Here is a 13,214-nt window from a genome sequence, read left to right on the forward strand (position 1 = left end):
TTATGTAATTATTTGCTGTAACATTTTTATAGTATCAGCGTCTTAATTATATAACCAATTAAATATTTTAAATCATGGAATTAGTATTATCATCAGAAAATGTCGAACCATTGCCTAGGCAAAAAGAGGACTTAATTGTAAAGCCTTCAAATTTTTTAAATTCTTCTTATAAAAATGTAGTTGAGAGCAATTATTCAAAAATGAATAGCAATTCTCTTTTCGGAATCCGACAAAGTGTTAAAAGTCATTTTTTTGTATCTTCTAGTGTTGCTGCAACTGCAATAAAATTGTCTGTATTTTTAACTATAGCTTTACTTATATTGAATTAAAAAGTAAGCCATAAAAAAAAGCCACTTATAAGCGGCTTTTTCATTTTCGTATTTATTTTTTAGAGTAAAATTTAACTCACAGCAGCTTTTATACGTTTGATAGCTTCAATTATTTGCTCTTTAGATGCGGCATAAGAAATTCTAATGCAATTAGGGTTTCCAAAGGCATCACCAGTTACAGTAGCAACAAGAGCTTCTTCTAATAAGTATAAAGAGAAATCTGAAGCGTTGTTAATTTTGTGACCTTTCAGAGTTTTTCCAAAGAAGTAAGTTACATCTGGAAAGACATAAAAGGCACCAACTGGTGTATTTGCCTTAAAGCCTTGAATATCGTTAACAAGGCTTAATATTAAATCACGACGTTCTTTAAATTCGTCAATCATATATTGAACACGAGAAGGTGATTCATTTAAAGCTGTAATTACCGCACGTTGAGCTATACAGTTTGCGCCACTAGTCATTTGACCTTGCATTTTATTACATGCTCTTGCAATTTTTTCTGGAGCACCAATAAAGCCAATACGCCATCCTGTCATAGCGAAGGCTTTAGAAACACCGTTCACAGTGATGGTATTGTTATACATATCTTCAAACGCAGCCATACTCGCATGACCTTGACCATAATTAATATGCTCGTATATTTCGTCTGAAACAACATAAATATTAGGATGTTTAACTAAAACATCGGCTAATGCTCTTAACTCAGTTTCACTGTAAACAGAACCACTTGGGTTACAAGGAGAACTGAACCAAATCATTTTAGTCTTCGGAGTGATTGCGGCTTCAAGTTGTTCCGCCGTCATTTTAAAATCGGTATCAATGGACGTTTTTACCTCAATAGGAACGCCATCATATAATTTTACGATATCAGAATAACTAACCCAATATGGGCATGGTAAAAGGACTTCATCGCCTTCATTAAGCATAACTCCAGCAATATTTGCTAAGCATTGTTTAGCCCCTGTTGAAACTACTATCTGAGATGGTGTATAACTTAATTTGTTATCACGTTTAAACTTAGTTATAATAGCTTCTTTAAGTTCTCCATAACCATCAACAGGAGTATAAGAGTTATAACCATCATTAATGGCTTGAATAGCTGCTTCTCTAATAAAATCAGGAACCTTAAAATCTGGTTCTCCTAGGCTCAAACCAATAATGTCTTTTCCTTCGCCTCTAAGTTCTCTTGCTTTTGCTGCCATTGCTAAAGTGGCAGACGTAGACATGTTTAAAATTCTATCGGATAGTAATTGCATTTATTTGTTTTTGTTTATATGTAAGTGTATGCTTTAGGCTAATGCCGGTTTTCTGCCTAATATTTTTAATTGGTTATAATGTTCTGCTACAGCTTTCCAGAAGGTATTGTATTCGTTGTAGGGTAGGCTGAATTCTTTAGCGGTTTGCTTCACTATCTTGGCAATTTTACCATAATGGATATGACTGATATGTGAAAATAAATGATGCTCCACTTGTCTGTTTAATCCACCTGTATAAAAACTAGCTAACCAGCTTTTTGGAGAAAAGTTCGATGTGGTAAGTAATTGATGAATGGCCCATGTGTTTTTCATATTACCATTTTTATCTGGCAATGGCATTTCTGTATTTGGCATAACATGAGCCAATTGAAAAATAACGCTCAGAATAATTCCAGCAGTGTAGTGCATAACCACAAAACCAATTAAAACTTCCCACCATGCAAAGCCTAATGAAAGTGGTAATACGACCCAAATAGAATAATACACTATTTTTCCAATTATTAACTTGGTCCATTGCGTTGTTGGATTGGGAAATTTACCATAGGCTAGTTTCCTTTTAAGATATTGGTAGGTTTGAATAAAGTCGGTTGTAATAGCCCAATTTGCAGTAAGTAAACCATATAAAAAAAACGCGTAATATCTTTGATATTTATGAATTCTCAACCATCTGGTGTGCTTTGAAAATCGGATTATTCTTCCTGCATCAATATCTTCATCATGCCCTTGAATATTGGTATATGTGTGGTGTAAAACATTATGTTGAACTTTCCAATTGTAGTCATTTCCAGCAAGTATATAAATACTGCTTCCCATTAATTTATTAACCCATTTTTTACTAGAAAAAGAACCATGGTTAGCATCATGCATAACATTCATGCCAACACCTGCCATCCCTATTCCAGTGGTAATCATGCATAAAATTTGTACCCATCCAGGTAGAGTTATTGTTAAAACTAAAACCACTGGAACAACTAATAAAGCAAACATAAAAATTGCTTTTAAGTATAGCTTCCAATTACCAGTACGTTTAATGTTATTGTCTTTAAAGTAGTCGTTAACACGTTTGTTAAGCGTCTTAAAAAATTTTGCAGAGTCCTTTCTAGAAAAGGTTAATGCTTGTTTAGTCATGCTATTAATTTTAATATGATTAAAAATAAAGATTATCGATCATACCTGCGGCAAAGATAGGTATAAAGCAATTGAAGTAATAACGTTTTTTTGTAAAAATATGCACATAAAAAGTATATTTTTGTTGAAAATTTAACATGAATGGAGCTTATTCTGAAGTACTTTCCTAATCTAACTGAAGATCAAATTAATAACTTTAAAAAGTTAGAATCACTTTATAAAGATTGGAATTTAAAGATTAATGTTGTTTCACGAAAAGATATCGATGAGTTGTATTTGCGACATGTGTTACATTCTTTAGGGATAGCTAAATTGATTACTTTTAAGAATGGTAGTCGTATTTTGGATGTCGGCACAGGCGGTGGTTTTCCTGGAATTCCTTTAGCCATTTTATTTCCTAAGTGTTCATTTCATCTTGTAGACAGTATAGCAAAAAAATTAAAAGTTGTAAATGAAGTAGTTGAAGGTTTAGGGATAACCAATGTAAGAACAACTCACAGTAGAGTAGAGGCAATTGATGAAACTTATGATTTTATTGTAAGTCGTGCAGTTGCTGCAATGCCTACTTTTGTACATTGGACAAAAGGTAAAATTTCAAAAAAACAAAACCATGAGCTTAAGAATGGTATTATTTACTTAAAAGGAGGAGATTTAACCGAAGAACTTCAAAATTATCAGAAAGCTAAGATTTATAATTTGAGGGATTATTACACTGAATCATTTTTTGATACTAAAAAAGTGGTGCACTTACCTTTAAAGTATTAGACCATATTACAATTTATTCAAATCGTAAAACACACTTTTAAAAAACATAGACTGTTTTAAATACCAATAGGAAGCAGCAAATTGTTCTATGGGTATATCGGGGTTAGCTTTATCTAAAAGTATGTTTTTGCTTTTTTGAAAATATGCTTTAGCCGAGTCGGAATCTCCAATTTTATAATGGGCAATTGCTAAGCCTAAAAGGGCATCGAAATCTAAGGAGTCGAATTTTAAATTTATCATATAATCTTCAATGGCGTCTTTATATTTTCCAAGAAATAGAAAAGTTGTACCACGATAAAAGTAAGGGAAACTATTTTGTCTATCTAATCTAATAGCTAGATTAAAATCCGCATTTGCTTTTTGAAAATAATTAATATCGAGGTAAAATAAACCTCTATTATAAAAAGCATCAGAACTAGGATTAACAAGAATGGCTGTCGAATAATCCTTAAGTGCTTTCTTGTAATTCTCTAGAGCTGCATGTGCCGAAGCTCTAAGTGTATAGGCAATTTGTAAATCGGGAATTACTTTTAAAACAGCATCAAAATCTTTTATGGCTCTTTCGTATTCTCCCAAATCATATTTTGCACATGCTAAACTGTATTGAGCGTCAACAAAATTTTTATCTAAGGCAACAGCTTTCGTATAATCGGCTTTTGCGCCATTAAAATCTTCAAGGTTGTATCTGGAATTTCCTCGGTTAAAATAGGTGTCGGCATCAGGTTCTTCAATAATTATTTTTGAATAGTCCACAATGGCTCCATGGTAATTTCCCAGATCATTCTTAGCAAGTGCACGATGAAAATAAGCATCAAGATTATTAGGCTCAATGTCTATAACTTGATTAAGTAATTCAATTTTTTCATTAAGGTCTGTAGATCTTAAGGCTTGTCGGTAAATCTTTTTTGCCTGTCCTAGAATAAGAAACGGTGTTAATGCAAATAGTAGGATAAAGATTTTCTTCATTTAGAAATTTTTAAAATAAAGATAGCAAAAAATATACCGCTTTGAATGCTTCGTGAAATTTTGGGTGGATTAATCTAAATTTTATTAATTATTGATCTTTTATAATTGCTGATAATTTTAGTCTCGCTTTTTCAAAATGAGCATTTAATTTAGGGATTGGATTGCTCCCATACCCATAATTTAATCTTGATTTAGATACTTCCAAAAGATTTAAAAGGATTTGAGCCGATTCCTTAGCACTAGTCGAATTTATACTTCCAATGTTATTAAACCAAATAGGACTTGTTTCAGCATATGGATAGCTATCCATTAAAGGCCATGTTATATCTCCGCCAGAAACTCTAACTGTAACCCAACCTCCAGCAGGAACAGCTAGAGTACCTTTATAGGTTTTACTAGTTGTGCCACTCATTCCTTTTTTTGTTGCAACCACATTGCCATTTACAAATATTTCAACTTTATCGAAGGCAATAGGAGCGTGTACCTTCAGCTTCCAACTTACTTTTTTTTGACCTGCTTCAATAACTTCACCAGGAATTTTACCATCAACCTCAAATTCCACTAAAGGACCATTGGAAACGAAACTCCTACCTTCTTTTAAAGCCTTTAAATAGCTATTAATGGTTAGTGGTCCTTCTGGTTTAACATATACTCTGGTGGCTCCAATAGCCATGGTGCGATATAAATCATTCATAACGTCACTACCTGCCGAAGCTGTTATGGGTAAACCAAGGTTTAAAAATTTATGCCAAAGGTTAGCTGTTCCAATTTCGTCAGACCACAGGCAACCTAACTCAATTACATCCGTTTCACCCAATACGCTGTCTGCAATAAGTTCAATAGGGATTCTTCTAGAGCCATTCTCGTTAAAGGGGTCTCTAACACTAACAGGATGAACATAACCCCCTAATGCATTCTGACTTCTAGCAAAACGCAAAGGTTCTGCATTTAAGCGATCGTCTCGACCGTAAATATCATACCGAGGTCCCCAAACCCAAGGCCAATATAAATCCTTAATTCCTAGTAGCCCAAGGTGTCCAAGGAAGTGGGACCTCACTTCTTGTCCAAAATAAATCAATGGGGTTTCATCACGGTTCCAATTCCATAAATCTTGCTCTAAAAATCGCTGTCCTAAATTCGCTAATAAAGGAAACCCAACATCTACATCTTCTCCTTTTAGATCTAAAACAATATCTGTTGGATCCAATTGATTTGTGCCACCATAATTTAAATGAAAATGATTGTCGCCAGAATACCATCCATTGGTTTGAGCGTCCCAAATTTTAGTTAGATTAATTTCGTTTGTTTGGTCAGACCTATCTAAGACGATTGTTTTCTTTGCAATTTGAGTTGAGAAACCGTGAACCGCTGTCACTGTTATTTCACCCAATGGAGCTACAATTTCAATTTCACCTGGTGAGTAAAAAAAGACTAATCCGTTTTGTCCATCTGAACGTACAGATCCAGTTTCTGGCAAAATAGGGTGTCCTGAACTATTTATAATATTCATTCGTACAGGAGAAATTTTATTGTCTACTTTACTTGTTATTTTTAGTTTGCCTGTTGGCGTGTTGAAATCCCAATTTGTTATTTCAATTAATTCTGGTATACCTCCATTGACACTAATTCGTTTTAATTCTGTTCTTTCATTTTCATTGGATTCACAATAATAAACCCAATTACCATCGTAACTAAATTTTGGAAACAGTGGCAACTGGCTACTTTTAGTAAGTAATAAGGTGCTTTTCGGAATTTGAATGTCAAGTAAGCGTAACTCATAATCATCTCCATGAGGCCATGAGTAGACTAGGGTTCTATTGTCTGGTGATAGTGAAAAATTGGCTTGAGAGGTGAAATTTTCTTCTGCTAATGGATGAGATTTATTATCTGCTAAATCTAACAATTCGATAGAGTCATAAGAAAACCCCATTTTTTTGAGGTAAATTAATCCTTCATCGGAATTCACGGAAACAGGAAGACGCTCTAGATCTCCAGAATCTGTGATAGCTGTATTTTCTTTACTTGATAAGTCTAACCTCCAAAGATCGATTGACCCATGTTCACCCGATGCATAGTATATGTGTTTTCCGTCTTGAGAAAAAATAGGGTCTAAATCTAATTTTTCTGTATCAATTAGAATAGTTTCTTTATTCGAGAAGATATCAAGAAGTACAATGTTGGTGTCTAAACTATTGTCTCTAACAAAAACTATTTGTGTGCCATCTGGTGACCAATTTGGACTTGAATCTACTGCAGAAGATGTAGTTATTCGTTTTGCCACTAATGATTTTAAATCCATTAGCCATAACCACCCTTTTGCAGCGAATACTATTGATTCGCCCGATGGTGAAGGAGCAGGGTCTGTAGGACCAGCGTTTAAAATGGGTAGTTCGTAGCCTTCTAGGTAGACATGATGGCCAAAACCATCAACTTTCGGGTATCTATTTGTCCATTGAGCTGAAAGTAGATTAATGCAAATAAAAAATATGGCAAAGAGTGAAATATAATGTCTCATGAAAAGTTTATGAACAGGTTAGTCTTAATGCAACTAATTTATGAAGAATTATATTATCAGATTGTGAATCTTATTTTTTCCTATTTAATAATAGATTTTTCTTGATTAAATAATCTTTTTCAAGGTCATTAGATACGTGTGTAAGGGCTAAATCTAGAAATTTACAAGCTTTATCCAAATTATTTATACCATGATAATAATCTGAAAGTGTGCCATAGTATAAATAGGAGCGCTGATTGAAGTCTTCTGGTTTAAGTTGTTCTAAATATGTGTTTGCCATTTTGAAATCTTGTTTTTGCATACAAATAACAGCCATGGTCAATACATTCGAAGGCATAGGTTGCAGTATGTTTAAGCATTGATACCAGTAAAGTATTTTATCCCAATCTGTGGCTTCAAAGGTTCTAGCTTTTAAATGTTCGGCGGCAATAGCAGCTTCATAATGATAACACGAAAATGCATTGGTTTCAACGGCTTTATTCATCATGGTGTTACCGAGTTTTATTAAGGGCCAATACCATTTAGACCGGTCTTGATTTTTTAAATCTAGAAGTTCATTTTCAGTACTTGTTTTAGTTTCTAATCTTGATGAATGAAAACACATAACAGCACAAAGTGCATATACTTCTGGAGTGCGTGTAAGATTATTTTTTAATAGTAGTTGGGTTAAGCGAAGTGCTTCACGACAAAGATCTTTTCTTATTAATTGTTCTTTTTTATTTGAATGAAAACCTTCATTGAAAATGAGATACAAAACTTCCATTACACTTTCAAGTCTTTGCGATAATGACTTTCCTTTGGGGATTTCAAATTGAATATTTGAGTCTTGAACGGCTTTTTTAGCTCGAGATAATCGCTTTTTAATAGTATCTTCTTTGGTAAGTAAAGCAGATGAAATTTCTTTAATACTAAACCCTGAGACCGTCTTTAATGCAAACGAAATACGATCTCTTGGATCAAGTTTTGGGTGGCAGGCTGTGAAAATCATTCGAAGTTGAGCGTCTTCAATTTCAGTGTCTAAAAACAAGTCGCTTAAAGCAATAGCATCTGTGCCTTGATTGAAGTTAGGCAGGTGTTTCTGCTCAGTTTTTAACTTTCTAAAAATATCAAGTACTCTATTTTTTGCGGCTTGTGTTAACCAAGCTTCTGGGTTTTCTGGTTGTTTAGTTCGCCAACTTAAACTGGCTTTTATAAAGGTGTCTTGAACTGCATCTTCAATTATTTCAAGATGCTTTAAACCAAAAATACGGGTTAAAACAGAAACCATCTTTCCGCTATGGTGGCGAAAAAGATGGTCTATGAGTTTGGTTTCCATTATTGGTCGAACACCATGATTTCACGTATTTCAACAGTGCCCCCTAAATCGTAATCTGGATAATCTTCAGCTATTTTTTCGACTTCATCAAAATCATTAGCTTTAACAATGTAGTAACCCCCGACTATTTCTTTAACCTCAGCTGAGGTTAAATCGGTAACCGTTCTGTTAGCTCCAACAACTCGACGAATTTGAGGCGTTAAGGCATTGCCATGGCTTACAACACCTGCTGCTGTCATTTTATCGTTCCAAGCAAACCACTTTCCCATGCGGTTTTGAAGGTCTTCAGGTGAAAGCCCTAATTCGGTGTAATCGGCTCCAATGAAAATCATCATAAATTCTTTCATAATTATATATTTTTTATGGTTTATATAGTTAAGACGTTTCCCAAAATATGAAAGGGGACACATTTTTCAAATTTATTAAATTCTTGTTTAGGTAGGAATCTCTTTTTTGTGAAGCATAAGTTGTATACCTTCTAATAATTCTTGTTTTTTTAAAAAATAGATATAGAACTTGGGCGTTACCCTATCGGGTCAGGCTTTCAGCTATATCTTTTTGCTAAAAAACAAAAAGGATGCCGCTTCAATCCTTAACGCAAAAAAAGGAACTAGAATTTTTTTTGTAAGTTCATTTAACTACCTGCTAAATGCAGTTCGACTTTGAAAACGAAATCATCTAATTTTTCTCATAAAGTTAAGAGGTGTTTCTATCTACTCTCGCAACGTCTCCTGAAACAATTTAAAAATACGTCTGTACTGGTCAGACCAACTTGACGCTTCAACAAAACCATGACTTTCTAAAGGAAAAACTGCAAGTTCCCAGTTTTCTTTTTTAAGTTCAATTAAACGCTGAGATAAACGCACCACATCTTGAAAATGCACATTGGTATCAATCATACCGTGTAACATTAATAAATTACCTTTTAAGCCTTCAGCAAAATAAATAGGAGAACTACGTTGATAAGCTAAAGAGTCTTCCACAGGAGTATTTAAAATATTTGCGGTATACCCATGATTATAGTGCGCCCAATCTGCTACTGGACGTAATGCTGCCCCACTTTTAAAAGTGTCAGGTTCATTAAACATGGCCATTAATGTAATGAAACCACCATATGAACCACCATAAATTCCTAGTTTGCCTTTATCAATTCCGTGTTTGTCAACTAAATATTTAGCACCATCAACTTGGTCATCCAAATCTTTACCACCCATGTGTCTGTAAATTGCCGTGCGCCAATCGCGACCATAACCTTTACTTGCTCTAAAATCTATAGCCAAAACGGTGTATCCATTATCCGCAAGAAAATTATGGAACATATATTCTCTGTAATAAGATGGCCACCAATAATGTACATTTTGAGTATAACCCGCACCATGAACAAAAATAACCGCAGCACCGTTTTTCTTTTCTGGTTTAGGCTTGTAAAGTGTTGCAGGTACTTTTGCGCCATCTCTTGCGGTAAAGTTTATAATTTCAGAATCTGACCAGTTGTAAGATTTAAAAGTATCGGTGGTTGAGGTGGTTAATTGTGCCATTTTTGCCTCTTTTTTATTAGGCATCACATATAATTCCCAAGGTTTGTTGGAGTAAGAATAACGAATGGCCAATTGTTTTTCGTCTGGTGAAATGGTAATCTCATGACCTCCTTTTTTAGAAGTAATTTGAACCATTTCGCCACCTTTTGAGGGTAAATGATAAAAATGATGTTCGTGCGGACTCACTTTATTACTCGTAAGGTAAAAGGTTTTTTTATTTTTTGATAAATTGACATCCAAAATTTCAAAATCACCAGTAGTTAATGCTTTAATTTTTCCTGTATTTACATTTGCAGAATATAGATGCGCATAACCTGTCTTTTCAGATTTAAACCAAATATTATCGTTGTCTATCCACCCGATAACGCCTCCAGAGAACCAACCAACTCCGGGACCACCAATCCAAGCATCATCATGTTGTCTGTCAATTTGTTTTAATTTTCCATTAGAAAGATCAATTAACATAATCCAACGATCTTTGTAATCAGAAGAAGTAATATTTATAACGGCTTTACCATCATCAGAAAATATAGGTTTGCTAAAACGTACTTCTCTAGGATCATCATAAGTCCCTTTATAATCTTCAAGATTTTCAGCATATTCTTTTAAATACTTTGGTTTGTCTTTAATGCCTTCAATACTATCTGTTTTAATTTGAACGGTTTCTCCTGTTTTTATATTTAAAACCCAGGATTCATAAGTATTTTGTTCACTTCCTACTTTTGATCTTGCGTTTAAATCAGTAGTATACCCGCTTTCTGTAACGTAATTTGGTACTGTAGTTTTCTTGTCTTTTGGTTTAATATATAAACCATATACAACATAGTTTGAATTAGGTGAAACATTTAAATTATTTATATTTTTATCGCCCAAATAAATAGTTTCTGGTCTTTCTAAAGCAGTTTGCTCTCTTCTGTATTTTTGAGCATCAGATTCATTTTTTCGCTTTTCAAGAATCTCAAAATACTTTAATTGGTCGTCTTGTAACCATTGATCTTGATTGTTAAGTTTGCTTTCTGATTTTTCTTTTCCACTTCTAAAATCAGTGAGTTGTTTTGTAGTTCCGTCATCAATATTCCATTGAAAAATGTTGTTATCTTGTTGGTAAATTATCGATTTTTGATCACTTGATAATTGCGGATTAGACTCTCTTGCATTGGTATTGGTGATGCGTTTTGAAATATAAGATGCTGTATTCATTAAAAATAAATCACCTTCTTTTTCATAAACTTTCAGTTTATAATCTTTAGAGTAATCTCCACCATTTGTTTGTGCTTTCAGCTCATCAAAAGAGAGTTTGTTTATTTCTTTAGAATCGATATTTACTTTGTATGTTGAACGAATGGTATCTTTATCTGGATTCCAGCTGAAATAAATATCTTTACTATTGTCTGCCCATTTAATATTTGTTGGTAAATAGCCTACAAAATCTTCACCTTTCATCATGTTATCTATTGTAAGTTGCGATTGATTTTCAATTTGAGAAAAACTTAGAGTAGTGACTAAAAAGAGAAGTTTAAAGCTAAATGGTTTCATGGAAATTTATATTTGTCTCTAATTTAAAGTATTTCGGGCTAAGCAAAAAATACAACAAAAAAGAGACTGCTTTATAAAAGCAATCTCTTTAGTTTTAAATTATATTCAAAATATTATTCCCCCAAAAACGGATATCTATAATCCGTGGGCGTCACAAACGTTTCCTTTATCATTCTTGGAGATACCCATCTTAGCAAGTTTTGTGCACTACCTGCTTTGTCGTTTGTACCCGATGCTCTAGCACCACCAAATGGTTGCTGACCAACTACGGCTCCTGTTGGTTTGTCATTGATATAAAAGTTACCAGCACAGTTTTGTAAAGCTTCAGTAGCTTGAGTAATTGCATATCGGTCTTTTGCTAAAATAGCACCTGTAAGTGCATATTCACTAGTTTCATCTACCAATTTTAATGTTTCGGCATAGTCATCATCTTCGTAAACATAAATGGTGATTACGGGACCGAATAACTCCGTACACATGGTGGTGTATTTTGGGTCTTTGGCTAGGATAACCGTTGGTTCTATAAAATAGCCTTTGCTTTTATCGTAATTCCCGCCAGCAATAATTTCCGCATCGGCATCAGCTTTTGCGTCATCAATATATTTTGCTAGTTTATCAAACGAACCCTCATGGATTACGGCTGTGATGAAGTTGCCCATATCTTCTGGAGACCCCATTTTAAATGATTTTAAATCCTCTAAAACATAATTCTTTACATCGCTCCATAGACTCTTTGGAATATATGCACGGGATGCAGCACTACATTTTTGACCTTGAAACTCAAAAGCACCACGAACTATAGCGGTGGCTACTTGTTTGGCATTAGCCGATTTATGGGCAACAATAAAATCCTTTCCACCGGTTTCGCCAACTATGCGTGGGTAGGTTTTATAGTTGTGTATATTGTTACCTATTTGTTTCCAAAGTTCTTTAAAGATAAACGTAGAACCAGTAAAGTGCAATCCCGAAAAATCTGGACTTGCCATAACGGTATTCGTAATCATTACTGGATCTCCAAACACGACATTAATGACACCTGGAGGAACACCCGCTTCTTCAAATACGTCCATAATAACTTTTGCAGAATATATTTGACTGTCACTAGGCTTCCAAATGACAACGTTACCCATCAATGCCATACAAGCAGGTAGGTTTCCTGCAATTGCCGTAAAGTTAAATGGGGTTACGGCATAGGTGAACCCTTCAAGTGGGCGATATTCCACACGATTCCAAGCATCACTTGTGCTTTCAGGCTGCTCCATGTAGATATCGGCCATAAATTGCACATTAAAACGTAAAAAGTCAATCAATTCACAGGCTGCATCAATTTCAGCTTGGTGAATAGTTTTTGATTGCGCAATCATAGTTGCAGCATTTATTTTGGCACGGTAAGGTCCTGCAATGAGTTCGGCTGCTTTTAAAAAGATACCTGCACGTTGTTCCCAAGGCATTTGACTCCAACTTTTACGAGCTTCTAAAGCCGTTTCAATGGCGTCTTCAATATGTTTTTGTTCAGCCAGATGGTAGGTACCAACAACATGCTGATGGTCGTGCGGTGGTGACATAGTTCTGGTGTTTCCAGTTTGTACATCTTCACCATTAATATATAATGGTACGTCAACTTTGCTGTTGAACATAACTTTATAAGCATCTAATACGGCGTCGCGTTCCTGTGTTCCCGGTGCGTAGGATTTAACAGGTTCATTAACCGCAATTGGTACATTAAAAAAGCCTTTTCCCATGATTTGTTAATTTTTATTATTGATTTTTCAGTAAATGAGGTGCAAATTTACGAATTATTAAATTGTTTATTGATTTCAGGACTTCTTAAAATGACGTTAAATTTTATTTATTTTTTGTAAGTTG

Annotated in this window: 10 protein-coding genes; 2 read left to right on the forward strand and 8 right to left on the reverse strand. The window is 34.3% G+C overall.

The window, feature by feature from the left end:
• The first annotated feature begins 74 nt into the window (after positions 1-74).
• Entirely contained in the window at positions 75-329 is a 255-nt protein-coding gene (locus FEF17_RS08125) for a hypothetical protein (protein ID WP_139001839.1), read from the forward strand.
• 71 nt (positions 330-400) lie between these two features.
• Here the strand turns inward: FEF17_RS08125 and FEF17_RS08130 are convergent, their stop codons facing one another.
• Together FEF17_RS08130 and FEF17_RS08135 are read right to left on the reverse strand one after the other, a co-directional pair.
• Positions 401-1,585, reverse strand: a complete 1,185-nt coding sequence (locus tag FEF17_RS08130) for a pyridoxal phosphate-dependent aminotransferase (RefSeq protein ID WP_139001840.1) — start codon at positions 1,583-1,585, stop codon at positions 401-403.
• 33 nt (positions 1,586-1,618) lie between these two features.
• On the reverse strand, positions 1,619-2,713 hold the full coding sequence (locus FEF17_RS08135; protein ID WP_139001841.1) for a fatty acid desaturase family protein: 1,095 nt from the start codon (positions 2,711-2,713) through the stop codon (positions 1,619-1,621).
• Positions 2,714-2,854: 141 nt separating this feature from the next.
• On the opposite strand from FEF17_RS08135, the gene rsmG reads away from it, so the two are divergent.
• Positions 2,855-3,478, forward strand: coding sequence for a 16S rRNA (guanine(527)-N(7))-methyltransferase RsmG (gene rsmG / locus FEF17_RS08140; RefSeq protein ID WP_139001842.1), 624 nt, complete (start codon positions 2,855-2,857; stop codon positions 3,476-3,478).
• Between the two features lie 6 nt (positions 3,479-3,484).
• On the opposite strand, the gene FEF17_RS08145 is transcribed toward rsmG, so the two are convergent.
• The 6 genes from FEF17_RS08145 to pruA all read right to left on the reverse strand — a co-directional run bounded on the left by FEF17_RS08145 (position 3,485) and on the right by pruA (position 13,090).
• The gene (locus FEF17_RS08145; RefSeq protein ID WP_139001843.1) at positions 3,485-4,444 is read right to left on the reverse strand and encodes a tetratricopeptide repeat protein; all 960 of its coding nucleotides are present in this window, start codon (positions 4,442-4,444) and stop codon (positions 3,485-3,487) included.
• Between the two features lie 88 nt (positions 4,445-4,532).
• Positions 4,533-6,959 carry a CehA/McbA family metallohydrolase gene (locus FEF17_RS08150; protein ID WP_139001844.1) on the reverse strand — a complete coding sequence of 809 codons (2,427 nt, stop codon included), beginning with the start codon at positions 6,957-6,959 and terminating at the stop codon, positions 4,533-4,535.
• Between the two features lie 70 nt (positions 6,960-7,029).
• Positions 7,030-8,274: an RNA polymerase sigma factor gene (locus FEF17_RS08155; RefSeq protein ID WP_139001845.1), complete on the reverse strand. Its 1,245-nt coding sequence runs from the start codon at positions 8,272-8,274 to the stop codon at positions 7,030-7,032.
• Positions 8,274-8,621 (reverse strand): YciI family protein, encoded by a 348-nt coding sequence (locus FEF17_RS08160; RefSeq protein ID WP_139001846.1) that lies wholly within the window; start codon positions 8,619-8,621, stop codon positions 8,274-8,276. The genes FEF17_RS08155 and FEF17_RS08160 overlap by 1 nt, the downstream gene beginning before the upstream one ends.
• A 366-nt stretch (positions 8,622-8,987) precedes the next feature.
• A complete protein-coding gene (locus FEF17_RS08165) occupies positions 8,988-11,348 on the reverse strand; it encodes a S9 family peptidase (RefSeq protein ID WP_170180983.1) in 2,361 nt (786 codons plus the stop codon).
• A gap of 113 nt (positions 11,349-11,461) precedes the next feature.
• Positions 11,462-13,090, reverse strand: coding sequence for an L-glutamate gamma-semialdehyde dehydrogenase (gene pruA / locus FEF17_RS08170; protein WP_139001847.1), 1,629 nt, complete (start codon positions 13,088-13,090; stop codon positions 11,462-11,464).
• Positions 13,091-13,214: the final 124 nt, after the last annotated feature.

The sequence above is a fragment of the Hyunsoonleella aestuarii genome (assembly GCF_006148925.1).
GTDB classification, from domain to species: Bacteria; Bacteroidota; Bacteroidia; order Flavobacteriales; family Flavobacteriaceae; genus Algibacter_D; species Algibacter_D aestuarii.

Coding starts and splice junctions, on each gene's coding strand:
- FEF17_RS08150 (WP_139001844.1), bottom strand. CDS start 6,959: ATGAGACATTATATTTCACTCTTTGCCATATTTTTTATTTGCATTAAT.
- FEF17_RS08130 (WP_139001840.1), bottom strand. CDS start 1,585: ATGCAATTACTATCCGATAGAATTTTAAACATGTCTACGTCTGCCACT.
- rsmG (WP_139001842.1), top strand. CDS start 2,855: ATGGAGCTTATTCTGAAGTACTTTCCTAATCTAACTGAAGATCAAATT.
- FEF17_RS08155 (WP_139001845.1), bottom strand. CDS start 8,274: ATGGAAACCAAACTCATAGACCATCTTTTTCGCCACCATAGCGGAAAG.
- FEF17_RS08135 (WP_139001841.1), bottom strand. CDS start 2,713: ATGACTAAACAAGCATTAACCTTTTCTAGAAAGGACTCTGCAAAATTT.
- FEF17_RS08145 (WP_139001843.1), bottom strand. CDS start 4,444: ATGAAGAAAATCTTTATCCTACTATTTGCATTAACACCGTTTCTTATT.
- FEF17_RS08160 (WP_139001846.1), bottom strand. CDS start 8,621: ATGAAAGAATTTATGATGATTTTCATTGGAGCCGATTACACCGAATTA.
- pruA (WP_139001847.1), bottom strand. CDS start 13,090: ATGGGAAAAGGCTTTTTTAATGTACCAATTGCGGTTAATGAACCTGTT.
- FEF17_RS08165 (WP_170180983.1), bottom strand. CDS start 11,348: ATGAAACCATTTAGCTTTAAACTTCTCTTTTTAGTCACTACTCTAAGT.
- FEF17_RS08125 (WP_139001839.1), top strand. CDS start 75: ATGGAATTAGTATTATCATCAGAAAATGTCGAACCATTGCCTAGGCAA.